Source organism: Herbiconiux sp. VKM Ac-1786, assembly GCF_015350805.1.
In the GTDB taxonomy this organism is placed as follows: Bacteria; Actinomycetota; Actinomycetes; order Actinomycetales; family Microbacteriaceae; genus Herbiconiux.
This window is the reverse complement of sequence record NZ_JADKSG010000002.1, coordinates 1,197,369-1,221,098: the sequence shown is the minus strand read 5'-3', so window position 1 is coordinate 1,221,098 and position 23,730 is coordinate 1,197,369. Positions and strand designations below refer to the sequence as shown.

Below are 23,730 nucleotides of genomic sequence, written 5' to 3'. Positions count from 1 at the left end.
CGGCTTCGTCCCGCTACGGGGCGGGGGTCGCGGTGGGGGTGCTGAGCACGTCGTCGGCGTCGAGGCACTGGGCCTCCTGCGGGATGGACTGCACCGCCGTGCGCAGGTCGTCGAGCGCGCTGGTGCCGCCGACGACGTCGTAGTCGAGCACGACCTCGACGGCGGGGGTGCGGCCGTAGGTGGTGAAGACGTAGGTGGGGGCGTTCGAGTCGTCGACGATCCAGTCGACGCCGTTGACGTTGCCGCAGGGTAAGGTGGTCGGCCCGTAGGGCGGCACGCCGCAGTGCAGCAGAACGGATGCCGGGTCGCCCCACGCTCCGGTCGCCTGCGCGTCGGTGGTGCGCTTCTCCTCGCCCGCGACGGTGTCGGGCAGCCGCACGATCACGTCGGCGCACGCCGGGTCGGTCGCGTCGGGGGCGGCCTCGAGGCTGACCGTGCTGGCGCAACCGGTGAGCAGGGTCGCCGTGGCGGCGGCCGCGGTGACGACCGCGAGGGCTCGGCGCCGGCCCGGGGTGGCGGTGATCGCGAGCGGGGCGGGGCGGCGCCGACGGGGGAGGACGGGGGTTCGGGCGGCGTGGGGCATCGGTGTTCAGGCTACCGTTGGCTCGTGGCCTCCGACTTCGGTTTACCTGCGAACGAGCATCCTGAGACCGGGTTCGGCGTCGCCGCCGGGCCGACCCTCGCCGAGGTGGGGGAGGGCGAGACGCTGAAGCGCATCTTCCCGCGGCTGCCGCACGCCGACGCCGAGCTGCTCGGGCCGGGAGACGACAGCGCCGTGGTGGCCGCCCCCGACGGGCGCTTCACGGTGACGACCGACCTGATGGTGCACGGGCCCGACTTCCGCTCGGCGTGGTCGAGCGCGCACGACCTCGGCGTGAAGGCCGCCATGACCAACCTCGCCGACGTGGCCGCGATGGGGGCCCGGCCGACGGCGCTCGTGGTGGCGCTCGCCGCGCCGCTCGACACCCCCGTCGACGTGCTGCTCGGCATCGCCGACGGGCTGCGCGACGGGTGCGCGGTCGCGGCTCCCGGATGCGGCGTCGTGGGCGGCGACCTGTCGGCCTCGCCGGCGCTGATGATCGCGGTGACGGCGTTCGGCGACCTCGAGGGGCGGGCTCCGGTCACCCGTTCGGGCGCGCGGCCGGGCGACCAGCTCGCGGTCGCGGGCGACCTCGGGCGCGCGGGCGCGGGCCTGTGGCTCCTCTTCCGCGACGCGGTCGCGCCCGACGGTGCGCCCGACGGTGCGCCGGATGACGCGGCGGCCGACGGTGCGGGCGACGGCGCCGGGGGGCGGGGGGTGCCGGATGCGGAGCGGGCCGCGGAGGTGCGGGACGCGCATCCGGTGCTCGTGGCGGCGCAGTTGGCACCGATCGTGCCGATCGCGCTGGGGGTGCCGGCCGCGCTGGGCGGGGCGACCGCGATGCTCGACGTCTCGGACGGGCTGGTGCTCGACGCCCGGCGGCTCGCCGTGGCCAGCGGATGCTCGATCCGGTTCGACCCCGCCGCGATCGACCTCGAGGCGCGGGCGCTCGTCGCGCTCGATCCCGTGGTGGGCGATCGGGCCGCGGCCTTCGTGCTGGCCGGGGGCGAGGACCACGCCCTGCTGGCGACCTTCCCGCCCGGTGCGCTGCCGGAGGGCTTCCGCCGCCTCGGCACCGTGCTCGACCGCAGCCCGGCGCCCGACGTGCTCGTGGGCGACACCCCCTACGACGCCCTCGGCGGCTGGGACCCGTACGACGGCTGGAACGGCGCCGCCGGCTGACCCTCACGTCGGTACGGGAGGAGAATCGCGCCGATGGCCCGTATAGGCGCCTATGGGGCTGATTCTCCTCCCGTACCGACGTCGGTCGGAAGGGTCAGGCGGGGGTGGCCCACCAGAGGGCGGTCTCGCCGTAGGCGCGGGTGCGGTCGAGGGCGAGGCCCGCGGGCCAGGCCGGCTCGGGGGAGCGGGTGCTGCGCTCCACGAGCACCGTGGCGTCGGGCGCGAGGAGCGGCACGAGCGCGGCGAGGGTCTCGGTGAGCTCCGCGTCGGTGAGATCGTAGGGCGGGTCGAGGAACACCACGTCGTAGCCCGCGCCCGCCACGGCGGCGGACGCCCTCAGCCGGGGGAGCACCGCCTGCGTGACGACCTCGACGCGGGGACGGGCATCCGGAGCCGCGGCCGCGATCACCCGGGCCGCGTTCTTCTTCGCGATCGCGGCGGCCGCGGCGTTCTTCTCGACCAGGAGCGCCGTGGCGGCCCCGCGGCTGACGGCCTCGAGCGCGAGGGCGCCCGAGCCGGCGTAGAGGTCGAGCACGGTGAGGCCGTCGAGCCCCCCGCGCGCCTCGAGGGCCGAGAAGATGGCCTCGCGCACCCGGTCGCTCGTGGGGCGGGTGCCCGAGCGGGGCACGGCGAGGGTGAGGGAGCCGGCGAATCCGGCGATGATGCGCGTCACGCCCTGCACCCTATCGCGGCGGTGTCGGGCGTGCCGCCTAGACTTCTGGCATGAGCGGCAGCACCTCCGGCACGCGTGGGCCGAGCGCGCCCGGCGGTCCGGGCGCGCCTGGCGGGGCGGGGGCGGATGCGCGTGGCGGGGCGGGCTCGCCCGAGACGACGGTGGCGCCGGTGGCTGTGCCGCCGGGGGCGGATGCGCTCGACGCGAAGCTATCGGGGGTGCTGGGCGGGCGCACGGCGAGCGCGTTCGAGAAGGCGTTCGGCATCCGCACCGTCGGAGACCTGCTCAGCCACTACCCGCGGCGCTACGCCAAGCGCGGCGAGCTGACCGCCATCGACAAGCTCCCGCTGGACGAGAACGTCACGATCGTCGCCGAGGTGCGCGACGTGCGGGAGCGGCCGATGCGGGCGCGGCGGGGCAGCCTGCTCGAGGTGTCGATCAGCGACGGGCAGGGCTTCATCTCGCTCACCTTCTTCAACCAGTCCTGGCGGGCCCGCGAGCTGCGCCCGGGGGTGCGGGGCATCTTCGCCGGGAAGGTGTCGGACTACCGGGGGGCGCTGCAGCTCGCGCATCCGAACTACGAGTTGTTCGGCGACGCGCGGGGGCTGGGCGCCGACGCGCTCGACGCGCTGGGGGACGGGCTCGCCGACCCGAGCGCGCTCGACGACGCCGAGGCCAAGCGCTGGGCGGAGATGCCGATCCCGATCTACCCGGCCACCGCATCCGTCGCCAGCTGGCAGATCGCCAACTCGGTGGCCATCGTGCTCGACGCCGTGAAGGGCCAGATCGCCGACCCGGTGCCCGACCACGTGCGCGAGGAGCGCCGGCTGCTCACAGCCCAGCGGGCCTACGAGCTGATGCACCGGCCCCAGAAGGACGCCGACTACATGCGGGCGCGCGAGACCCTGCGCTTCCACGAGGCGTTCGTGCTGCAGACGGCGCTCGTCAGCCAGCGCCGGGCCGCGCACGCGCAGAAGACCGCGGCACGCCGGCCGAAGCCCGGGGGGTACCTCGAGCGCTTCGACGCGGCGCTGCCGTTCCGGCTGACCGCCGACCAGCAGCTCGTCGGCTCGGAGATCGCCCGCGACCTGGGCGGCGACATCCCGATGATGCGGCTGCTGCAGGGCGAGGTCGGTTCGGGCAAGACGCTCGTGGCGGTGCGGGCGATGCTCGCCGTCGCCGACTCGGGCGGGCAGTCGGCGATGCTGGCGCCCACCGAGGTGCTCGCCGCTCAGCATCTGCGCTCGATCGTGAAGGTGCTCGGCCCCGACCTCGCGGCCGAGCTCGTGCCCACGCTGCACACCGGGCAGCTCAGCACCGCCGAGCGCAAGAAGGCGCTGCTGCGCATGGTCTCGGGGCAGGCCAAGCTCGTCGTCGGAACGCACGCGCTGCTGAGCGACGTCGTGCAGTTCTACGACCTCGGTCTCGTGGTCGTCGACGAGCAGCACCGCTTCGGGGTCGAGCAGCGCGACACCCTGCGCCAGAAGGGCGCGACTCCGCCGCACGTGCTGGTGATGACCGCGACGCCGATCCCGCGCACGGTCGCGATGACGGTGTTCGGCGACCTCGACGTCTCGACGATCACCGAGCTGCCGGCCGGGCGCAAGGGCATCGAGAGCTTCAGCGTGCCGCTCGCCGAGAAGCCGGGCTGGGCGGGACGCATCTGGGCGCGGGTCGCCGAGGAGCTCGCTCAGGGGCGGCAGGCGTTCGTCGTCTGCCCGGCGATCGACCCGGCCGACCCGGTGGAGCCGGCCGACGCGCCCGAGAACGACGACGACCGCGGCGGCGATCGGGGCGGCGATCGGGGTGGCGAGCTCGACGGGGTGCGGGACGACCTGGCGGAGGCGCGGGCCCGCCGGGCCGCGCGGGCGGCCGCGGCCGCGGCGTCGGGGCCGGCTGGTCGGGCGGGGTCTGGCGCCACGGGCGCAGCTGCATCCGCGACGACCACCACCGCGAAGACGGCTGCCGCCGCCACCAAGACCGCCGCCGCCGCGAAGACGGCTGCTGCCGCCACCAAGACCGCCGCCACTGCGAAAGCTGCCACCGCGAAGGCCGCCGCCACCCCGAAAGCCGCAACCGCCAAGACCTCCACCGCACAGGGCGCCGGCGAGGCGCCGCGCCCACCCAAGTCCACCGTCGTCGAGACGCTCGCCCACCTCCGAGCCCTGCCCGCGCTCGCCGGCTACCGCATCGAGTCGCTGCACGGCCGCATGCCGAGCGAGGAGAAGGACGCCATCATGCGCGCCTTCGCCGCGAAGGAGATCGACGTGCTCGTCGCGACGACCGTCATCGAGGTCGGCGTCGACGTGCCCAACGCCTCCACGATGGTCGTGCTCGACGCCGATCGCTTCGGGGTCAGCCAGCTGCACCAGCTCCGCGGCCGCGTCGGCCGGGGCGGCGTGCCCGGCCTGTGCCTGCTCGTCACCACCGCCGAGGCCGAGTCGCTCGCCCGCGAGCGGGTCGACGCCGTCGCGTCCACGCTCGACGGCTTCGAGCTCGCCGAGATCGACCTCGAGCTGCGACGCGAGGGCGACGTGCTCGGCAGCATCCAGTCGGGTGGGCGGTCGTCCCTCCGGCTGCTGCGCGTGGTGAAGGACGCCGACGTGATCCAGGATGCACGGGCCGTCGCCTTCGAGATCGTCGACGCCGATCCGCAGCTCGCCGCGCATCCGGCGATCCGGGGCGCGCTCGAGCGGCGGCTGCGCGAGAGCGAGCGGGAGTTCCTCGCCAAGAACTGAGGCCCGGGCGACGCCGCGCGACAAGGCGGCGCGCGGCGACGCGGCGGCAAAACGGCGCGACGAGCATCCGCAAGCCCATTGATAAATCGCGGGCGCAGGCGCATTGTGGAAGCCACTGGAGACGAGGTGGCCCATGCACATCACGAAGTCGTTCCGACACACCGGCCGAGGCGCCCAGCTGCGCCCCGACATCATGCCCGTGCTCTCAGCCGGCAAGCATCGATCGCCCCGCTCGGGGGCCTGCTTCATGGAGTTCGCGTCGTTCCTCGCGGGCGAGAAGTGGAGCGATCATCCGGCCTGCACGCATCCGGGGCTCGCGCAGATGGCGCGCGCCGTCAACGACATGAGCTCGAACGAGGGGCGGGGGCGGCTGGCGAGGCTCATCCCCTCGGTGATCGGGCTGACGAGCGACGACCCGCGACTCGAGCTGGTGCTCGCGATCACGGCGGTCACCGCCGCCCTGCCCGACGCGCCGCTGGATCGCCAGCACGCGCTCGCCGTCGGCGGCCTGGTCTGCCAGGACGCGCTGCACCGCCTGAGCCCCGGCCCCGTCGAGGTCGACGGCCCCTTCGCCGAGGCGCTGGCGTCGGCGCCCGAGGCCGAGCGCTGGGCGCGGCGGTTCCTCGAGCGCAACCAGCGCTGGGGGCACGCCGAGATCACCGAGCGGCAGACCCACACGACCATCGCCATGGCGGTCGACGGGGTGCGTTCGGCCTGTGTGCCGCGGCCCGACGACCGGCTGTACGCGATGCTCGCCGAGTCGATCGCGCTGTGCGAGCGGTTCGTGGCGGCGACGGCGTCGCGCGCTTCGGCCCCGTCCGCGTCGGTCGGGTCGTCGGTCGCTGCGCCTGAGACGCACCGGGCCGTGCAGGTCTGACAGATCAGCGGATGCGCGGCGGCGGCCTCGGGATGCCGCCGCCGCGCATCCGTCTGCCCGCCCCCCCCGAAGCCGCCCAGGCCCGCGCCTGACGCCGCGCGCGAAACGAAGCCGAAATGCGTGCTTGATAGCCTGGACGGCATGAGCAGTGTCGCGGTGGTCCCCGGTTCGTTCGACCCCATCACGCTGGGGCATGTCGACGTGATCGAGCGTGCCGCGTCGATCTTCGACCAGGTGCACGTGGTGGTGGTGCACAACCCCGACAAGCAGGCGCTGATCCCCATCGCGCACCGGGTGTCGCTGATCGAGAAGTCGCTCGAGGAGCGCGGACTGGTCGGCGCGAACGTGGTCGTGACCTCGTGGGCGATGGGGCTGCTCGTCGACTACTGCACCGACGTGGGGGCGACGGCGATCGTGAAGGGCATCCGCTCGCAGGTCGACGTGGCCTACGAGACGCCGATGGCGATCGTGAACCGCGACCTGGCGGGGGTCGAGACGATCTTCCTGCTGCCCGATCCGGCGCACGCGCACGTGTCGAGCTCGCTGGTGCGGCAGGTGTCGGCGCTCGGTGGGGACGTGGCGCCGTACGTGCCGGCCGTGGTGGCGCGGTTCCTCGAGCGCACCGCCGACTGATGGTGCCGAGCCCCGGGGCGCCGCCGGCCGGTGTCGTGCCCGTCGGTGTGGTGCCCGTCGGGTACGCCGCCGAGCTCGAGCAGTTCCACCCGCGCGACGCGATCGACTACGCCGCCCACGCCGAGAGCCGCGGCTTCCAGGGCACGATGGCGGCCGACCACTTCCAGCCCTACGTGCCCCGTCAGGGCCAGTCGTCGTTCGTCTGGAACGTGCTCGCGGCGCTCGGCGAACGCACCCGCGGCGACATCGGACCCGGGGTCACCGCGCCCAGCTACCGCTACCACCCGGCGGTCGTCGCACAGGCCTCCGCCACCCTCGAGGCGATGTACCCCGGCCGGCACTGGCTCGGCATCGGCGCCGGCGAGGCCCTCGACGAGCACGTCGTCGGCGGCTACTGGCCCGAGGCGCCGGAGCGCATCAACCGCATGTTCGAGGCGATCGACGTCATCTCCAAGCTCTTCACCGCCTCGGTGGCCGGCCGCGACGTCAAGCACTCCGGCACCTTCTTCAAGCTCGAGTCGACCCGGCTCTGGACCATGCCGCCCACCCCTCCGCCGATCTACGTCGCGACCGCCGGTCCGGTCACCGCGAAGCGCGCCGGCCGCACCGCCGACGGCCTGATCACCGTCGGTGCGCCGCTGGAGAAGATCGCGGGCCTGTTCGCGCGGTTCGACGAGGGTGCCCGCGAGGCCGGCAAGGACCCGTCGCGGATGCCGCGCATCCTGCAGCTGCACCTGTCATGGGCCGAGACCGACGAGGAGGCAATGGCGAACGCGCTGACCGAGTGGCCGAACGGGGGCATGCGGTTCCCGAAGGCCGACATCCGCTCGCCGTTCGAGTTCGAGCAGATCGCGAAGATGGTGCGGCCCGCCGATTTCGAGGGCCGGATGATCGTCTCCGCCGATCCCGATACGCACCTCGCGCACCTGCAGCGCTACGCCGATCTCGGCTTCGACCGCATCTACCTCCACAACGTGGGGCGCAACCAGCGCGAGTGGATCGACGTCTTCGCCCGCGACGTGCTGCCGAAGCTGAGGCGGTGACCGTGGCGACGAGGGAGCTGCGGGTGGTCGCGTTCGACGGCCTGCCCGAGATCGCCGAGGGCGACGACCTGGTGGCGCTGATCGGTGACGCGCTGGAGGGGGCGGGGCTCGTGCCGGCCGACGGCGACATCCTCGTGGTGACGTCGAAGATCGTGTCGAAGGCCGAGGGGCGCATCGTCTCCGCCGACGACCGGGAGGACGCGATCACCGCCGAGACGGTGCGGGTCGTGGCGAGCCGGGCGCATCCGGGCGGGGTGACGCGCATCGTCGAGAACCGGCAGGGCATCGTGCAGGCCGCCGCCGGGGTGGATGCGAGCAACACGCCCACGGGCACCGTGCTGCTGCTGCCCGTCGACCCCGACGCCTCGGCGCGCGGGCTCGCCGCGGGGCTGCGGGCGCGCTTCGGCGTGCAGCTCGGGGTCGTGCTCTCCGACACGCTCGGCCGTGCCTGGCGCGAGGGCCAGATCGACCAGGCCATCGGGGCGGCCGGAGTGCACGTGCTCGACGACCTGCGCGGCTCGCGCGACACCTTCGGGCACGAGCTCGCGGTCACGCAGGCCGCGCTGGCCGACGAGCTGGCGTCGGCCGGCGACCTCGTCAAAGGCAAGGCGAGCGGGATGCCCGTGGCCCTCGTGCGCGGAGCGGGCCACGCCGTGACGGCCTCCCTCGACACGCCCGCGCGGGCACTCTCGCGCACGGGCCCGGCGGACATGTTCCGGCTCGGCACCGACGAGGCCCTCGCGGAGGGCCGCGCTGAAGGCCGCGCTGAAGGCCGCGCGGAGGGCCGCGCGGAGGGGCACGCCGAGGGGCGCGCCGCGGGCCTCGCGGAGGGGCACCTGGCGGGCTTCGCCGCCGGGCGCGCCGAGGGCCTGGCCGAAGGCCACGCTGAAGGTCGGGCCGAGGGTCGCGTCGAGGGCCTGGCGGAGGGCCGCGCGGAGGCGGCGGCCACGATCGCCCGCCTCGAGGCCGCCCTGCTGGCGCTGCGCGGCGACGGAGAGCGGTAGGCGCACGCATCCCGGCCGCCGGGCGCTCTACGCGGCCGGTGACCGAGGTGCGTGCGTGGAGCCGCCCCCGGTCAGCCTTGCGCGAGCTGCAGGGCGCGGCGGACGCCCCAGGCATAGTCGGCGGGGCGCTCCCACGCCGCGAAGTGGCCGCCGCGCGCGAAGTGGCCGCCAGTCGGCCACCGCGAAGAAGCGGTCGGCGAAGCAGCGCGGCGCGTTCACGAGGTCGTGCGGGAAGACCGTGAACACGGTGGGGGCCTGGATGCGCGGCCAGTCCTTCGGGTCGTCCGCCGCGTAGGCCGCGAACGAGGTGCCGATCGCGCCCGAGAACCAGTAGGCGCTCACCCAGGTCAGTGCCTCGTCGAGGGTGAAGGCGTTCTCGAGGCGGCCGTCGGAGTCGGTCCAGCGCACGAGCTTCTCGACGATCCACGCGGCGAGCCCGGCGGGGGGGAGTCGCCGAGGGCGGCGGCGAGCGTCCACGGGCGGGTGGACTGCTCGTGCATGTAGCCGCCCTCGGCCGCCTGCCAGCGGCGTCCGTGCTCCACGTAAGCGCGCTCCTCGTCGTCGAGGTCGTCGAGCAGCCCGGGGCCGGAGTCGAGGAAGTGCCGCTGCGACACGTCCGTGAGGTGGAGCGCCGACACGGCCGACGGGTGCCGGGCGGCCAGCGACTCGGTCACGTCGCAGCCGACGTCGCCGGCCGAGACGACGTAGCGGTCGAAGCCGAACTCGGCCATCGCGGCGGCCACGGCGTCCGCCATCGCGGTCGGCGGCAGTCCGGCCGGATCCGTGGCGGCCGCGAACGGATAGCCGGGCAGCGCCGGCGCGACGACCGTCACGTCGTCGAGCAGCGGCAGGATCCGCTCGAAGCGCAGCACGGAGTCGGGCCAGCCGTGCAGGAGGAGCACGACCGGAGCATCCGGCACCTCGGCCACGATCGCCCGCACGGGAACCGCCGCCCGCTCGGTCTGCCGTCACGGCAGTGCGGTGAGCCGCGACTCCTGGGTGCGCCAGTCGAAGCGGTCGCGCCAGTGCTCGACGAGCCGCCTGAGGAGCGCGGGCTCGACCACCAGCTCGGCCCCGGCGAACGCGGGACCGCCGAGCTGGGGCACGGGGCGGAAGCGCCGCAGCCGTTCCTGCAGGTCGAGCAGGGCGTCGTCGCCCACCCGCGGGAAGACCGTGCTGCGGTGAGCTCTATTTCGCTAGTCAGCGGATGAGGCGGTGCAGGAGCGCGCGTTCGGCGACCGTCCAGGTAGTGGTGACGAGGAGGTAGAGCGCCGCGGCGAGCGGCACGAAGGCGGCGATCACGACGGTCATCAGCGGAAGCCACGAGAGCGCGCGCTGCAGCGAGCCGCCCGGCGCGAGCGCCGCCGGCAGGTCCGGCGCCGCCGGCGGCAGCGCCCCGGCCGACCGCGCGCCCCGCGGCTGCGACATCGACGACTGCGGGGCCGACGACCCCCGCGACCCCGGTGCCGCCGCGGCCTCCGGCGTCGGCGCGAGCGCCAGCGTCACCCGGCGCGACACGAGGGCCACCGCGGCGAGCAGCACCAGCACGACCCCGGTGACCACGAGTGCGGGCAGGGCATCCGGAGACCCGGGCAGCACCGCGAGCCCCGCCGACGCCTGCAGCGGATGCCCCGAGACGACCGCGCCGACCGCCGCCGCGAAGGAGGTGCCGAGCGGCGCCCCGAGCAGCCACTCTGTGAGCAGCACGTTGGGGTGCCCGTTGATCGTCGGCAGGATGAACAGTCCGTAGACCAGCGAGAGCACGGGCGCCTGCAGCAGCAGGGGCAGGCAGCCGGCGAGCGGCGAGGCGTTCTCGGCGGCGTAGAGCGCCATCGTCTCGCGCTGCAGCCGCTGCGGGTCGCGGCGGTGCCGGCGCTGCAACTCGGCGAGGCGCGGGGCGAGGCGGGTGCGCATGCGCTGGGCGCGGGCCTGCGAGACGCCGACGGGGATCAGCACGAGCCGCACGAGCACGGTGAGGGCGACCACCGCGAGGGCGGCCGAGGCTCCGCCGGCGAGCGGCTGGAGGACGGACGAGAGGAACTGCAGCACCGTCGAGGCGGCGTCGAGCGCGGCCGCGACGGGGCCGAAGGCATAGATGTTCACGGGACTCCTTGCGGGATACGGATAGGGGACCGTATGGCCGCGAAGGAGCGCGCTCCCGCCCGGGCAGGGCGGGGTGCCCGATGAGGGGCGGGCCGCCCGTCAGGGGCGGGGTGCTGCGCTACGCGGCCGCGAGGAGGCGGCCGGGTGCGCGCGTGCGGGGGCGTCCGGGTGCGTCGGGGCGGCTCTGCACCACGACGACCGGCAGGTCGACGTCGTCGGCGGGGCGCGGGCGGGCGGATGCGCGCACGAACCGCGCGAGCACGGCCCCCAGTGCCCGCAGCACCGATCCGACCGACCCGGCGGCCACCGACCCCGCGGCGAGGGCCGTCGCCGCGAGGGCGAGGGCCGTCACCGCACCGGGGTCGAGGGCGCCGCTCGAGCTGACGAACCAGACGAGGCCGAGCCCGGAGGCGACGGCGGCGACGCGCAGCAGGGCGCGCACTGCTGCGCGCGTGCGGTCGGCCGTCATGGCTACGACCCTATCGCGAGCCGCCGGCGGGAGACGATCGGCTCACGCCGCCCGCACGTAGTCCGACGAGCCCGAGGCACCGGAACCGGACGAGCCGGAGCCGGACGAGCCGGAGCCGGAACCCGCCCCGCGCCGCAGCACGGCACCGGGCGCGATCGTGGTGTCGTTCTCGATCAGCGTGGCGTCCGAGATGGCCGCCTTCTCGCCGATCCGGGAGTGGCTGCCGATCTTGGACGACCGGCCGATCACGGCCGAGTGTCCGACGTGCACGTTCGCGCCGACGAACACTCCGGCGCCGAGGATCGCGTCGTGCTCGATCCAGCTGCCGGATCCGATCCAGGCCTTCGGCCCGACCTTGGCGCCGGCCTCGACATAGCTCGTGGGGTCGACGTAGGCCGACGGGTCGACCTCCGCTCCGACTGCGACGTAACCCTTTCCGTTGGGGTGGCGGCGATACCGCGACACGACTCCGCGCTCGCCCTCGATCTCAAGAAACGTTCTGCTCACGTTGTATACAACCCTCGACCCACCCGGGGCATTCCCGGAAAGGTACCGATCGTTCTGTCTTTTCGAACTGCGGGATAATCGACAGCAATGACCGAACAGTGGACCGTCGTCGTCCCCGTCAAGGGGACCGCCGAGGGCAAGAGCCGCCTGATGCCCGAGCGCTCCGCCGAGGAGCGCCTGCGGCTGGCCGAAGCGTTCACCCTCGACGCCGTGGCCGCCCTCCGCGCCGCCCGCACGGTGGGCAGGGTGATCGTGGTGACGGATGCCGGGTCGTCGGTCGCCGCCCGCCTCCGCGAGACGGGCCCCGGTGTCGAGGTGCTCGCCGATCCGGGTCGGGGCTTGAACGCGGCCGTGGCCAGCGGCATCGCCGCCGCGGGCGGCGGGCCGACCGCCGCGATGCTCGGCGACCTGCCCACGCTGGTGGCGGACGACGTCGACGAGGCGCTCGACGCCGCGCACGCGCATCCGCTCGCCTTCGTCGCCGACGCCCAGGGCTCGGGCACCACGCTCATCACCGCGACCGGAAGCCCGGCCGGCACCGCCACCGCCCTCGTGCCCCGCTTCGGCGCCGACTCGGCCGAGCGCCACCGCGCCGCCGGTCACGTCGCCCTGACCCTCGGCCCCGACTCGACCCTGCGCCACGACGTCGACACCGAGGCCGAGCTGCAGGAGGCCTGGCGCCGGGGCGTCGGCCCCGCGACGGCCCTGGTGCTGGAGACGCTCAGTCCTCCAGCAGCGAGTGCGCCGTCGTCTCGTCGATGATCAGATCGGTCATCACCCCGGCCGCCAGCGCCCCGCGGAGGGCCGGCAGCTTCGAGCGCCCCGACACCACGCAGACCCGTCGCGACACCTTGCGCAGCCACTCCAGCGACGGCCCCGACGAGCGGGCGTTCATCGGGATGTCCTCGCTCGAGCCGTCGGCGCGGTAGAACACCGTCGCCACGTCGCCGACGACCTGCGAGCGGCCGAGCTGCTGGAAGTCGTCGTCGTCGAGGTAGCCCCCGACGTAGACGTGCGAGGGCACGTCGGCGTAGGCCGAGCCGAGGCCGAACAGCGCGATGTCCATGTGCTTCTGGATCTCGAGCACCCGGCGGATGCTCCGCTCGCGCCAGAGCACCTCCTTCGTGCGCGGGTCGTCGAAGAACGCCGGCACCGGGAACTGCTGCACGTACGCCCCGAAGGCGGTGCCGAAGCGGCTCATGATCTCGCTGGCGTAGCCGATGCCCGTGGTGCGCGCGTTCGAGGCGCCGTTCAGCTGCACGATCTGCGAGTTGTGCGTGACCTTCTCCTGCAGGTGCCGCGAGACGGCCGACAGCGTCGAGCCCCAGGCGATGCCCATGGTCATGTTCGAGTCGAAGAAGGGCCCGAGAATCCGTGCAGCGCTCATCGCCACGCGCTCGAGGCGATCGACCTCGGCGGTGGAGTCGGGAACGGGCACGACGTGCGCCGTGACCCCGTGGCGGGCCCGGATGCGCTCCTGCAGACTCGACAGGCGATCCAGCGGCGACTTCACCTGGATCTCGACGAGCCCCGTGTCGCGCGCGTATCCGAGCAGCCGGGAGACGGATGATCGTGAGGTGTGCAGCTCGGTGGCGATGGCCTCCATCGTCAGATCCTGCAGGTAGTAGAGATGGGCGGCGCGGAGCGCGTCGCGCTCCTTCTCGGCGCCAGCGGTGTCGGCCATGCGTCCTCGCATCCTTTCGTCTGCACATATGTGCAACGAGCTTGATCATATGTGAAAACGGTCGTAGAACTGGACAGTCAACCCAGCACGAAGGCGAGTGAACAGTGACCAGCACCAACGATGTCCGCAGCAGCGTCGAAGCCATCCGCAGCAACCCCAAGACCCAGGTGCTGATCGTCGGTGGAGGCATCAACGGCATCGGCACGTTCCGCGACCTCGCGCTCCAGGGCGTCGACGTCGTGCTCGTCGAGCGCGGCGACTACGCCTCGGGCGCCTCGGCCGCGTCCAGCCACATGATCCACGGTGGCGTGCGCTACCTCGAGAACGGCGAGTTCCGCCTGGTGCGCGAGAGCGTGCAGGAGCGCAACCGCCTCCTGCGCCTGGCTCCCCACTACGTGAAGCCGCTGCCCACGACCATCCCGATCTTCTCGACCTTCTCGGGCATCCTGAGCGCGCCGCTGCGCTTCCTCACCCACAAGCAGGGCAAGGCCAAGGAGCGCGGCGCGCTGCTGATCAAGGTCGGCCTGCTCGGCTACGACTCCTTCTCGCGCGACGGCGGCAACGTGCCGCGCCACAAGTTCGTGGGCCGCAAGAAGTCGCTCGCCAAGCTGCCGAAGCTCCGCGGTGACGTGAAGTACACGGCGACCTACTACGACGCCGCGGTCGAGAACCCCGAGCGGCTCGCGCTCGACCTGGTTCAGGATGCTCTGGCCACCGGTCCCCACGCCCGCACCGCCAACTACCTCGAGGCCATCGGCTCCCACGGCGACGCCGTGGTGCTCCGCGACCTCGTCAGCGGCGAGACCTTCGAGGTCGCGGCCGACGTGGTCGTCAACACCTCCGGCCCCTGGACCGACCTGACCAACGCCGCCCTCGGCGAGTCGACGACGTGGATGGGCGGCACCAAGGGCTCGCACATCGTGCTCGACAACACGGAGCTCTACGAGGCCTGCGCCGGCGGCGAGGTGTTCTTCGAGAACAACGACGGCCGCATCGTGCTGATCTACCCGCTGAACGGCCGCGTGCTCGTCGGCACCACCGACCTCGAGGCCGACATCAACGAGCCCAGCGTCTGCACCGAGGACGAGGTCGACTACTTCTTCCAGCTCGTCAAGCACGTCTTCCCGACCATCGAGGTCGACCGGCCGCAGATCGTCTACCGCTACTCGGGCATCCGCCCGCTGCCCGGCCACGGCGACACCGCCCCCGGCTTCGTGTCTCGCGACTACCGCATCGAGCAGACCGCGTTCGGCTCCTCCACGACGACCAAGCAGCTCAGCCTGGTCGGCGGCAAGTGGACCACCTTCCGCGCTCTGGCCGAGCACCTGACCAACGACACACTGGCGCTGCTCGGCCGCACCCGGAAGGTCAGCACCACCGACCTCGCGATCGGCGGCGGTGCGGGCTTCCCGACCACGCCGGCGGCCACCGCATCCTGGATCAAGGCGCACGGCGCCGACCTCGGCCAGGAGCGCACCCGCACCCTGCTCGCCCGCTACGGCAGCAACGCCGCGAAGGTCATCGACCACATCGCCGCGCTGAACGCCACCGAGGCGACGGATGCGCCGCTTCAGACCCTGCCCGGGTACAGCACCGGCGAGATCGACTTCCTGATGGGCGAGCACACCGTGCACCTCAGCGACCTGGTGCTGCGCCGCAGCATCATCGCGTTCGTGGGCGGGCTCACCCAGGAGGTGTTCGATGAACTGAGCACCCTGGCGCAGCGCTCGAAGGGCTGGTCGGACGAGACCCTCGCCGACGAGCGCCGCCTCGCGGTCGAGAACCTCCGCTTCTTCCACGGCATCGTGCTGGAAGCGGCGAACACGGCGGCAGCAGCCGTCAACTGAGTCGGGTGGCGCAGGCGCCACCTGAGAGAAGAAAGGTCAACGTGGACAATCTCGGTATCGACTTCGTATCGGAGCTGGTGGGCACAGCCCTCCTGGTGCTCCTAGGCTGCGGTGTGGTCGCCAACGTGGCGCTCGTGCGCACCAAGGGCTTCAACGGCGGAACCCTCATGGTCAACATCGGCTGGGGCCTCGCGGTCTTCGCCGGTGTGATCGTGTCGTACGCCTCGGGCGCGCACCTGAACCCGGCGGTCACCCTGGGTCTTCTCGCCAACGGCGCGAAGACCTTCGGCTCGGCGGCCACCCCGGTCGACGTCAACGCCCTCTCGGTGATCGCGTACATCGGCGCCCAGCTGATCGGTGCCATCATCGGCGCCGTGTTCGTCTGGCTGGCGTACAAGCAGCACTTCGACGAGGAGCCCGACGCGGCCAACAAGCTCGGCGTGTTCTCGACCGGCCCGGCCATCCGCTCCTACGGCTGGAACCTCGTCACCGAGATCATCGGCACCTTCGTGCTCGTGTTCGTCGTGATCGGCTTCGGCGGCGGACGCCAGGGCGAGGGCGGCCTCGCGGCCCTCGGTGCCCTGCCTGTCGCGCTGCTCGTGATCGCGATCGGCGCCTCGCTCGGTGGCCCGACCGGCTACGCCATCAACCCGGCCCGTGACCTCGGCCCGCGCCTCGCGCACGCCTTCCTGCCGATCAAGGGCAAGGGCTCGTCCGACTGGTCGTACTCCTGGGTGCCCGTGGTGGGCCCGATCATCGGTGGCGTGCTGGCCGGTCTCCTGGCCATCCCGCTGCTGCCGATCCTCACCTGAGCGCCCCGCGCATCCGCTTCGCAATTCAGTAACGACAAAGGAGTTAAGACATGTCTGAAGAGAAGTACGTCCTGGCCATCGACCAGGGCACGACCAGCTCGCGCGCCATCATCTTCGACCACAAGGGCACCATCGTGTCCACCGGTCAGAAGGAGCACGAGCAGATCTTCCCGAAGGCCGGCTGGGTCGAGCACGACCCGATGGAGATCTGGGCGAACGTCCGCGAGGTCATTGGCCAGGCGCTCTCCAAGGCCGACCTGACCCGCCACGACATCGCCGCCGTGGGCATCACCAACCAGCGCGAGACCGCGGTGGTGTGGGACAAGAACACCGGCAAGCCCGTCTACAACGCCATCGTCTGGCAGGACACCCGCACCCAGTCGATCGTCGACCGCCTCGCGGGCGACGAGGGCACCGAGCGCTTCAAGTCGATCGTGGGCCTGCCGCTCGCGACCTACTTCTCGGGCACGAAGATCGTCTGGATCCTCGAGAACGTCGACGGCGCCCGCGAGAAGGCCGAGGCCGGCGACCTGATGTTCGGTACGACCGACACCTGGGTGCTCTGGAACCTCACCGGCGGCACCGAGGGCGGCGTGCACGTCACCGACGTGACCAACGCCTCGCGCACCCTGTTCATGGACCTCGAGACGCTCGAGTGGCGCGACGACATCCTCGAGGCGTTCGGCGTGCCGAAGTCGATGCTCCCCGAGATCAAGTCGTCCTCCGAGGTCTACGGCACCGTCGAGTCGTCGAACCTGCTGCGCGAGGTGCCGATCGCCGGCATCCTGGGCGACCAGCAGGCCGCGACCTTCGGCCAGGCGGCGTTCGACGCCGGCGAGTCGAAGAACACCTACGGCACGGGCAACTTCCTGATCTTCAACACCGACACCGAGATCGTGCATTCAAAGAACGGGCTGCTCACCACCCTCGGCTACAAGCTGGGCGACCAACCGGCGCACTACGCGCTCGAGGGCTCGATCGCGGTCACCGGTTCGCTGATCCAGTGGCTGCGCGACAACCTGGGCATCATCTCCTCGGCTCCCGAGGTCGAGACCCTGGCGAACACGGTCGAGGACAACGGCGGTGCCTACTTCGTGCCCGCCTTCTCGGGCCTGTTCGCGCCGTACTGGCGGTCGGATGCGCGTGGTGCCCTCGTGGGCCTCACCCGCTACGTCAACAAGGGCCACATCGCCCGCGCGGCACTGGAGGCCACGGCCTTCCAGACGCGCGAGGTGCTCGACGCGGTGAACGCCGACTCGGGCGTGGACCTGACGGAGCTGAAGGTCGACGGCGGCATGATCGCGAACAACACGCTGATGCAGTTCCAGGCCGACATCCTCGGCGTGCCGGTCATCCGCCCGGTCGTCGCGGAGACCACCGCGCTCGGTGCCGCGTACGCCGCGGGCCTCGCGGTGGGCTTCTGGGCGAACCTCGACGAGCTCCGCGCCAACTGGCAGGAGGACTCCCGCTGGGAGCCCAAGATGGACGACGCCGAGCGCGAGCGCCAGCTGCGCAACTGGAAGAAGGCCGTCACGAAGACCCTCGACTGGGTCGACGCCGACACCGAGGCGTAACCCGCCCCGCCCCCACCCGACGGCCCGACCCTCCCCACGAGGGCCGGGCCGTCCCCGTTCGTCAGGGCGCGCGATGCCAGAGCCAGCGGGCGGTGGCCTCGCCCGCCGCGTAGCTCCACGTCATCGCGTCGCCGTCGATCGTGTAGGCCATCTCGGCAGCCGGCTGGAACGGCCGCCCGCCGCCCGCACCGAACATCGCGCCGTCGACCGTCTGCCCCGCCACCGAGAAGGTGAGCCCGGAGCCACCGGGCAGCTGGGTCCAGTGCAGCACCCCGGCCGCGCGGTCGAAGACGAGCGAGGCCTGCTCGTCGCCGCTGCCCTGCACCTCGACGGGCGGCATGTCCTCGGCCACCTCCACCCGGAACGCGCCGTCCATCGCGAGGGTCGCCTCCGTCTCGTCGTCGATCGAGACGCGCATCGTGCCGCCGACCACCAGGGCAGTCATGGCGGACGACGGCCCCGCCAGAGGCGTGATCGTGAACTCGTCGAGGTACCAGACGCCGTCGGCGTCCACATCGCCCGGCGCCGTCGAGGTCGCCGTGGGGAACGGCGTCTCGGGTGCACCCATCGTCGGGGTGGGGCTGGTCGGGCCGGCCACGGGCGCACCCCCGACCGACGAGCATCCGGCGAGGAGCACCGTGGCGGCCACGGCGGCGACGGCGACGAGCGCGCGGTGGACGGGGGCAGGGTGGCGGGACGACGAACGCATCGTCGCACCCTATCCCATTAGATGAGGATCTGTCGGTATCAGGCCAGGAGGTTGGTGCGGAGGGTGCGGCCCGTGGCCGCGAAGCCCTGGGAGGCGAACTCGCGGGCGACCGCGACGCGCTCGGCCGTGGGGCGGCCGTAGGTGGTGGTGCGCTGCACCGGCACGCGACCGATCTCGCCGATCATCCGCTCGAGCTCGTCGACCGTCTTCTCGGAGCCGTTGTCGGCACCCGCCATGCGGCTGATCGTCTCCTCCATCAGGGTGCCGCCGAGGTCGTCGGCGCCGCCCTGCAGCATCTGCTGCGTGCCCGCGTTGCCGAGCTTCACCCACGAGGTCTGCACGTGGTCGATGCGCCCGTGCAGCATCAGCCGCGACACCGCGTGGATGGCCCGGTTCTCCTGCCGCGTCGGCCCCGGCCGGGCGACGCCCGCGAGGTAGACGGGGGCGTTCATGTGGATGAACGGCAGCAGCACGAACTCGGTGAACCCGCCGGTCTCGTCCTGCACGCGCGCCAGCGTGCGGAGGTGCCCGACCCAGTGCGAGGGGTTGTCGACGTGGCCGTACATCATGGTCGACGAGGAGCGCAGGCCGATGTCGTGCGCCGTCGAGACGATCTCGATCCAGGCGGCGGCCGGCAGCTTGCCCTTGGTCAGCACCCAGCGCACGTCGTCGTCGAGGATCTCGGCGGCCGTGCCCGGGATCGAGTCGAGCCCCGCCGCCTTCGCCTCGAGCAGGAAGTCGCGGTACGACAGCCCCGTGCGCGAGGCCCCGTTCACGATCTCCATCGGGCTGAACGCGTGCAGGTGGATGTCGGGCTGCCGCGCCTTCACCGTGCGCGCGAGGTCGAAGTAGGCGGTGCCTGGCAGGTCGGGGTGGATGCCGCCCTGCATGCAGATCTCGGTGGCCCCGATCATCCACGCCTCGTCGACCCGGTCGCCGACCTGCTCCATCGAGAGCGTGTAGGCGTCGGCGTCGGTGCGGCGCTGGGCGAACGCGCAGAAGCGGCAGCCGGTGTAGCAGACGTTCGTGAAGTTGATGTTGCGGTTCACGACGTAGCCGACCTCGTCGCCCACGGTCGCGCGGCGCACGTCGTCGGCGAGGGCCGCGAGGGCCTCCAGGTCGGGCCCGTCGGCGCCGAGCAGGGTCAGGTAGTCGGCGTCGCTCAGCCCCGCCGGGTCCTCGGCGGCGCGGGCCAGGGCGCTGCGCACCGCAGGGTCTCCGGATGCGCGGGGCGCCGTGCCCTCGTTCGCCCCGACGTGCTCGCGCAGCTCCTCCCAGTCGCCGTAGACGTCCTCGAAGTCGCTGCGCCGGTCGCCCGTGCGCCCGATCGTGTCGATCTCGGTGTGCAGCTCGGTGCGGCCGGAGCCCGACGAGGTCCAGTCCCGCTCCTGCCAGGGCAGGCCGACCGGGACGCGGCCCTCGACGGCCAGCCCGTCGGGCCCTGCGAGGGCGCGGACGTGGGGGAGGACGCGGGGGTCGATCCACGGCTCCTCGGCGCGCACGAAGTGGGGGTGCGCGGTGAGTCGCTCGCGCAGCTCGAAGCCGGCCTCCGCGGTGAGGCGGGCCAGGTCGTCGATGTGCGGCCACGGGCGCTCGGGGTTCACGTGGTCGGGGGTGAGCGGCGACACCCCGCCCCAGTCGTCGATGCCGGCGCGGACGAGGAGGGAGAGCTCTCGCGCATCCGTCAGATTCGGCGGAGCCTGCACGCGCGCCTTGGAGCCGAGCACGAGCCGCGCCACGGCGACCGCGGCGACGTACTCCTGGGTCTCCAGGTCGTCGGCGGCCATCATGGCCGTGGCCGGCTTCGCGCGGAAGTTCTGGATGATCACCTCCTGCACGTGACCGTGCCGGCGCGCGGCCGAGCGGATGGAGAACATCCCGTCGACGCGCTCGGCGTAGTTCTCGCCGATGCCGAGCAGGAGGCCGGTGGTGAAGGGCACGTTGGAGCGCCCGGCGTCCTCCAGGACGCGCAGGCGCACCACCGGATCCTTGTCGGGGGAGCCGTAGTGCGGGCCGCCCTTCTCGCTCCAGAGCCGGTCGGCGGTGGTCTCGAGCATCATGCCCATCGAGGGGGCGACCGGCTTCAGGCGCTGGATCTCCTCCCAGGTCATCACACCGGGGTTCAGGTGCGGGAGGAGGCCGGTCTCCTCGAGCACGAGGATCGCGACGGCGCGGAGGTAGGCGATCGTGGAGTCGTAGCCGCGGGCCTCGAGCCACTCGCGGGCCACGGGCCAGCGCTCCTCGGGGCGGTCGCCGAGGGTGAACAGGGCCTCTTTGCAGCCCAGCGCGGCGCCCTCGCGGGCGATCGCGAGCACCTCGTCGGGGGAGAGGAAGGGCGCCTTGCCCTGCTTCTCGAGCCCGCCGGGCGTCTCGACGAAGGTGCAGTAGTGGCAGCGATCGCGGCAGAGGTGGGTGAGCGGGATGAACACCTTGCGCGAGTATGTGATGACGCCGGGGCGCCCTGCTATCTCGAGGCCGGCGTCGCGCACCCGGGACGCCGCGGTGAGCAGGCGCTCGAGGTCGTCGCCGCGCGCGTGCAGCAGCGTCTCGGCCTCGGTGGCGTCGAGGGCGACGCCGGTCTCGGCGCGCTTGAGGGCGCGGCGGATGGCCGAGGCGTTCGGCACGAACGTCTGCTCGACGGGAGCCGGTGCCGGGGCGGGGGCCGTGCTGCGGCCCGTGGCGCGCACGCCCGTGGACGTGGGAAACGGAAGATCTTCGGGCATGGGCGAACCTCTGGAGTCTCGGAAGAAGATGAGAAGAAGGGGCCCAAAGCCAGACCCATAACCTGATTGCAGCACAGCCTACCCCGTGCCCACCCCCGTGTCGGGCCTCCCCCTGATGGGGACGGGCAGCCCGCGCGCCGCGTGTGCCACGATGGCGTCACCACTACGAATCGGGGAACATCTTGGCCAAGACAGCTGTGCGCGGAACCTTCCTGGACTTCGTCGACGACCCGTACAAGCACGTCGGCAACGAGGAGGCCGCAGCCCGGTTCCAGGCCGACGGCCTGCTGGTGATCGAGGACGGCGTGATCGTCGACTTCGGCGCCTACGACGACATCGCCTCGAAGCACGAGGGCGTCGAGATCACCGAGATCCGCGACCGCATCATCCTCCCCGGCTTCATCGACGGACACATCCACCTGCCGCAGACCCGCGTGCTCGGCGCCTACGGCGAGCAGCTGCTGCCGTGGCTGCAGAAGTGGGTCTTCCCCGAGGAGCACCGCTACGCCGAGCGCTCCTACGCCGAGGAGGGCACGAAGCACTTCTTCGACAACCTGCTCGCCTCGGGCACCACGACCGCGCAGACCTTCACCACCGGCAGCCTGACCTGCAACGAGGTGTTCTTCGAGGAGGCCGCCCGCCGCAACATGCGCATGATCGGCGGCCTGACCGGCATCGACACCCACGTGCCCGACTACTTCGCCACCACCCCCGAGCAGTTCTACGCCGACAGCTCGGCGCTGATCGAGAAGTGGCACGGCACGGGCCGCGCGCTGTACGCCATCACCCCCCGCTTCGCCTTCGGCGCCTCGACCGAGCTGATGGAGGCCTGCCGCCGCCTCAAGGAGGAGCACCCCGACCTGTGGGTGAACACCCACATCTCCGAGAACCCCGCCGAGATCCGCGGTGTGCTGGCCCTGCACGACGACTGCACCGACTACCTCGGCGTGTACGAGAAGTACGGACTGGTCGGCCCGAAGTTCACCGGCGGCCACGGCGTCTGGCTCTCCAACGACGAGTTCCGCCGCTTCTCCGACTCGGGCGCCGCCGTGGCGTTCTGCCCGTCGTCGAACCTCTACCTCGGCTCCGGCCTCTTCCGCCTCGGCCGCGCCCTCGACCCCGAGCGCCGCGTGCGCATCGCCTACGGCACCGACATGGGCGGTGGAAACCGCTTCAGCATGCTGAACAGCCTCGAGGACGGCTACAAGGTCGGCATGCTCAACAACACCATCCTCGACGGCTCCATCGTGCCGAGCGAGCAGGACCTCGCCGAGTCCGAGCGCAACAAGCTCTCCCCGCTGCGCGCCTTCTACTCGCTCACCAAGGGTGGCGCCGAGGCGCTGTACATCGATGACTTCGTCGGCTCCTTCGACATCGGCAAGGAGGCCGACTTCGTCGCCCTCGACTGGACCGCCGGGCCGCCCGCCACGGCCTGGCACCAGAGCCTGTCGTACGACGGCGGGGCCATGACGCTCGAGACCGCATCCGACCTGCTCTTCGGCGTGATGATGGTCGGCGACGAGCGTGCCGTCGACCAGACCTGGGTCGCGGGCGAGCTCGCCTACCAGAAGGCCTGACCATGACCGAGACGGCGCTGCCCGGTGGTGCCACGACAGCAGCCGACGGAACCGTCACGCTCGTCGTGCACCGCCGGCTCGCCGAGAAGGACTGCGCCGACTACGAGGCATGGCAGAAGAAGGTCGCCGAGCGTGTGTCGCGCTGGCCGGGCTTCATCGAGCGCGAGCTGATCCGGCCGAACCCGCCGCTGCAGGTCGACTGGGTGACCGTGCAGCACTTCCGCGACGCCGGCTCGGCGCGCGGCTGGCTGCAGAGCGCCGAGCGCAAGAACCTAATCGACGAGATCGGCGACCGCTTCATCGGCAACGACGACGTGCACCTGTTCACCGAGGAGGCGAAGCACCCCTCCGAGGCCGCCTCGGTGCTCATCTCGAGCAAGGTGGCCCCGCAGGACGAGGCGCGCTTCCTCGAGTGGCAGCGCGAGATCTCGGCCGTGGAGTCGCGCTTCGAGGGCTTCCTCGGCCACAAGGTCGAGCGCCCGGTCGCCGGCGTGCAGGACGACTGGGTCGTGGTGCTCAGCTTCGACACCGAGCCGCACCTGAACGCCTGGCTCGACTCGCCCGAGCGCGCCGCACTGCTGGCCGAGGGCGCCGACTACAACGAGCAGCTGAAGCTCACGCGCTCGAGCTACGGCTTCGGCTTCTGGTCGGGGCGCACGGCTCAGGATGCCCGGCCCGACCCGGTCTTCAAGAGCAACCTGCTGGTGCTGCTCATGCTCTACCCCATCGTCTTCCTGTGGGGCTACTTCATCGCCGATCCGCTGTTCGACAGCCACGGCGTGCCGTTCTGGCTGTCGCTGTTCATCGGCAACCTGGTCTCGACGCAGCTGCTCGGCTGGTTCTTCGTGCCGTGGGCGTTCAAGCTTTTCGGCTGGTGGGTCAAGCGGGGCATCCCGGTGAAGACGCACGTGCTCGGCTACGGCATCGTCGTGCTGGTCTACGCCCTCTCGATGGCGCTGTACGCCTGGCTGATCGCCCTCCGTCCGCCCACCTAG

Annotated in this window: 23 protein-coding genes; 12 read left to right on the top strand and 11 right to left on the bottom strand. The window is 72.3% G+C overall.

The window, feature by feature from the left end; all coding sequences use genetic code 11:
• Positions 1–13 precede the first annotated feature (13 nt).
• Positions 14–583, bottom strand: coding sequence for a DUF3515 family protein (locus tag ITJ64_RS16725; protein ID WP_194681810.1), 570 nt, complete (start codon positions 581–583; stop codon positions 14–16).
• 24 nt (positions 584–607) lie between these two features.
• On the opposite strand from ITJ64_RS16725, the gene ITJ64_RS16720 reads away from it, so the two are divergent.
• A complete protein-coding gene (locus tag ITJ64_RS16720) occupies positions 608–1,762 on the top strand; it encodes a thiamine-phosphate kinase (protein WP_194681809.1) in 1,155 nt (384 codons plus the stop codon).
• A 94-nt stretch (positions 1,763–1,856) separates the two neighbouring features.
• Here the strand turns inward: ITJ64_RS16720 and rsmD are convergent, their stop codons facing one another.
• The gene (gene rsmD / locus ITJ64_RS16715; protein WP_194681808.1) at positions 1,857–2,435 is read right to left on the bottom strand and encodes a 16S rRNA (guanine(966)-N(2))-methyltransferase RsmD; all 579 of its coding nucleotides are present in this window, start codon (positions 2,433–2,435) and stop codon (positions 1,857–1,859) included.
• A gap of 50 nt (positions 2,436–2,485) precedes the next feature.
• Here rsmD and ITJ64_RS19025 point away from each other — a divergent pair, with 50 nt between their 5' ends.
• From ITJ64_RS19025 to ITJ64_RS16685, 5 genes are all read left to right on the top strand, one after another.
• The gene (locus tag ITJ64_RS19025; protein ID WP_228508715.1) at positions 2,486–5,173 is read left to right on the top strand and encodes an ATP-dependent DNA helicase RecG; all 2,688 of its coding nucleotides are present in this window, start codon (positions 2,486–2,488) and stop codon (positions 5,171–5,173) included.
• 133 nt (positions 5,174–5,306) lie between these two features.
• A complete protein-coding gene (locus ITJ64_RS16700) occupies positions 5,307–6,050 on the top strand; it encodes a hypothetical protein (protein WP_194681807.1) in 744 nt (247 codons plus the stop codon).
• A 141-nt stretch (positions 6,051–6,191) separates the two neighbouring features.
• The gene (gene coaD / locus ITJ64_RS16695; RefSeq protein ID WP_194681806.1) at positions 6,192–6,683 is read left to right on the top strand and encodes a pantetheine-phosphate adenylyltransferase; all 492 of its coding nucleotides are present in this window, start codon (positions 6,192–6,194) and stop codon (positions 6,681–6,683) included.
• Positions 6,683–7,726 carry a TIGR03557 family F420-dependent LLM class oxidoreductase gene (locus tag ITJ64_RS16690; protein ID WP_194681805.1) on the top strand — a complete coding sequence of 348 codons (1,044 nt, stop codon included), beginning with the start codon at positions 6,683–6,685 and terminating at the stop codon, positions 7,724–7,726. Before coaD ends, ITJ64_RS16690 begins: the two co-directional genes overlap by 1 nt.
• On the top strand, positions 7,723–8,730 hold the full coding sequence (locus ITJ64_RS16685; protein ID WP_370545238.1) for a coenzyme F420-0:L-glutamate ligase: 1,008 nt from the start codon (positions 7,723–7,725) through the stop codon (positions 8,728–8,730). The genes ITJ64_RS16690 and ITJ64_RS16685 overlap by 4 nt, the downstream gene beginning before the upstream one ends.
• A gap of 27 nt (positions 8,731–8,757) precedes the next feature.
• Here ITJ64_RS16685 and ITJ64_RS19020 read toward each other — a convergent pair whose 3' ends face one another.
• From ITJ64_RS19020 to ITJ64_RS16665, 6 genes are all read right to left on the bottom strand, one after another.
• Positions 8,758–9,138: a hypothetical protein gene (locus ITJ64_RS19020; RefSeq protein WP_228508714.1), complete on the bottom strand. Its 381-nt coding sequence runs from the start codon at positions 9,136–9,138 to the stop codon at positions 8,758–8,760.
• Positions 9,078–9,671, bottom strand: coding sequence for an alpha/beta fold hydrolase (locus ITJ64_RS19015; RefSeq protein WP_370545237.1), 594 nt, complete (start codon positions 9,669–9,671; stop codon positions 9,078–9,080). Before ITJ64_RS19015 ends, ITJ64_RS19020 begins: the two co-directional genes overlap by 61 nt.
• A 27-nt stretch (positions 9,672–9,698) precedes the next feature.
• The gene (locus ITJ64_RS19010; protein WP_370545236.1) at positions 9,699–9,890 is read right to left on the bottom strand and encodes an epoxide hydrolase N-terminal domain-containing protein; all 192 of its coding nucleotides are present in this window, start codon (positions 9,888–9,890) and stop codon (positions 9,699–9,701) included.
• Between the two features lie 40 nt (positions 9,891–9,930).
• A complete protein-coding gene (locus ITJ64_RS16675; protein WP_194681804.1) occupies positions 9,931–10,833 on the bottom strand; it encodes a membrane protein insertase YidC in 903 nt (300 codons plus the stop codon).
• A 118-nt stretch (positions 10,834–10,951) separates the two neighbouring features.
• Positions 10,952–11,302, bottom strand: a complete 351-nt coding sequence (locus tag ITJ64_RS16670) for a DUF6412 domain-containing protein (RefSeq protein ID WP_194681803.1) — start codon at positions 11,300–11,302, stop codon at positions 10,952–10,954.
• A gap of 42 nt (positions 11,303–11,344) precedes the next feature.
• Entirely contained in the window at positions 11,345–11,809 is a 465-nt protein-coding gene (locus ITJ64_RS16665) for a hypothetical protein (protein ID WP_194681802.1), read from the bottom strand.
• 87 nt (positions 11,810–11,896) lie between these two features.
• On the opposite strand from ITJ64_RS16665, the gene cofC reads away from it, so the two are divergent.
• Positions 11,897–12,571, top strand: a complete 675-nt coding sequence (gene cofC / locus ITJ64_RS16660; protein ID WP_194681801.1) for a 2-phospho-L-lactate guanylyltransferase — start codon at positions 11,897–11,899, stop codon at positions 12,569–12,571.
• Here cofC and ITJ64_RS16655 read toward each other — a convergent pair.
• Positions 12,531–13,493, bottom strand: a complete 963-nt coding sequence (locus ITJ64_RS16655; protein ID WP_194681800.1) for a sugar-binding transcriptional regulator — start codon at positions 13,491–13,493, stop codon at positions 12,531–12,533. The genes cofC and ITJ64_RS16655 overlap by 41 nt on opposite strands.
• Before the next feature lie 104 nt (positions 13,494–13,597).
• Between ITJ64_RS16655 and ITJ64_RS16650 the strand changes: the two genes are divergently transcribed.
• From ITJ64_RS16650 to glpK, 3 genes are read left to right on the top strand one after another with little or no spacing between them, the layout of a single operon-like run.
• Positions 13,598–15,340 (top strand): glycerol-3-phosphate dehydrogenase/oxidase, encoded by a 1,743-nt coding sequence (locus ITJ64_RS16650; protein ID WP_194681799.1) that lies wholly within the window; start codon positions 13,598–13,600, stop codon positions 15,338–15,340.
• 41 nt (positions 15,341–15,381) lie between these two features.
• Positions 15,382–16,152 (top strand): MIP/aquaporin family protein, encoded by a 771-nt coding sequence (locus tag ITJ64_RS16645; RefSeq protein ID WP_179548817.1) that lies wholly within the window; start codon positions 15,382–15,384, stop codon positions 16,150–16,152.
• Between the two features lie 50 nt (positions 16,153–16,202).
• On the top strand, positions 16,203–17,726 hold the full coding sequence (gene glpK / locus ITJ64_RS16640; RefSeq protein WP_194681798.1) for a glycerol kinase GlpK: 1,524 nt from the start codon (positions 16,203–16,205) through the stop codon (positions 17,724–17,726).
• Positions 17,727–17,787: 61 nt separating this feature from the next.
• On the opposite strand, the gene ITJ64_RS16635 is transcribed toward glpK, so the two are convergent.
• Both ITJ64_RS16635 and ITJ64_RS16630 read right to left on the bottom strand, forming a co-directional pair.
• Entirely contained in the window at positions 17,788–18,435 is a 648-nt protein-coding gene (locus tag ITJ64_RS16635; protein WP_194681797.1) for a hypothetical protein, read from the bottom strand.
• 38 nt (positions 18,436–18,473) lie between these two features.
• Positions 18,474–21,158 (bottom strand): bifunctional FO biosynthesis protein CofGH, encoded by a 2,685-nt coding sequence (locus ITJ64_RS16630; protein ID WP_194681796.1) that lies wholly within the window; start codon positions 21,156–21,158, stop codon positions 18,474–18,476.
• 182 nt (positions 21,159–21,340) lie between these two features.
• On the opposite strand from ITJ64_RS16630, the gene guaD reads away from it, so the two are divergent.
• Positions 21,341–22,735, top strand: a complete 1,395-nt coding sequence (gene guaD, locus ITJ64_RS16625; protein WP_194681795.1) for a guanine deaminase — start codon at positions 21,341–21,343, stop codon at positions 22,733–22,735.
• A 2-nt stretch (positions 22,736–22,737) separates the two neighbouring features.
• Entirely contained in the window at positions 22,738–23,730 is a 993-nt protein-coding gene (locus tag ITJ64_RS16620; RefSeq protein WP_194681794.1) for an antibiotic biosynthesis monooxygenase, read from the top strand.

Bases quoted from the DNA above. Each gene is read 5' to 3' on its own strand.
- ITJ64_RS16725 (WP_194681810.1), bottom strand. From the start codon at position 583: ATGCCCCACGCCGCCCGAACCCCCGTCCTCCCCCGTCGGCGCCGCCCC.
- ITJ64_RS19025 (WP_228508715.1), top strand. From the start codon at position 2,486: ATGAGCGGCAGCACCTCCGGCACGCGTGGGCCGAGCGCGCCCGGCGGT.
- ITJ64_RS16700 (WP_194681807.1), top strand. From the start codon at position 5,307: ATGCACATCACGAAGTCGTTCCGACACACCGGCCGAGGCGCCCAGCTG.
- coaD (WP_194681806.1), top strand. From the start codon at position 6,192: ATGAGCAGTGTCGCGGTGGTCCCCGGTTCGTTCGACCCCATCACGCTG.
- ITJ64_RS16690 (WP_194681805.1), top strand. From the start codon at position 6,683: ATGGTGCCGAGCCCCGGGGCGCCGCCGGCCGGTGTCGTGCCCGTCGGT.
- ITJ64_RS16670 (WP_194681803.1), bottom strand. From the start codon at position 11,302: ATGACGGCCGACCGCACGCGCGCAGCAGTGCGCGCCCTGCTGCGCGTC.
- cofC (WP_194681801.1), top strand. From the start codon at position 11,897: ATGACCGAACAGTGGACCGTCGTCGTCCCCGTCAAGGGGACCGCCGAG.
- ITJ64_RS16655 (WP_194681800.1), bottom strand. From the start codon at position 13,493: ATGGCCGACACCGCTGGCGCCGAGAAGGAGCGCGACGCGCTCCGCGCC.
- glpK (WP_194681798.1), top strand. From the start codon at position 16,203: ATGTCTGAAGAGAAGTACGTCCTGGCCATCGACCAGGGCACGACCAGC.
- ITJ64_RS16635 (WP_194681797.1), bottom strand. From the start codon at position 18,435: ATGCGTTCGTCGTCCCGCCACCCTGCCCCCGTCCACCGCGCGCTCGTC.
- ITJ64_RS16630 (WP_194681796.1), bottom strand. From the start codon at position 21,158: ATGCCCGAAGATCTTCCGTTTCCCACGTCCACGGGCGTGCGCGCCACG.
- ITJ64_RS16620 (WP_194681794.1), top strand. From the start codon at position 22,738: ATGACCGAGACGGCGCTGCCCGGTGGTGCCACGACAGCAGCCGACGGA.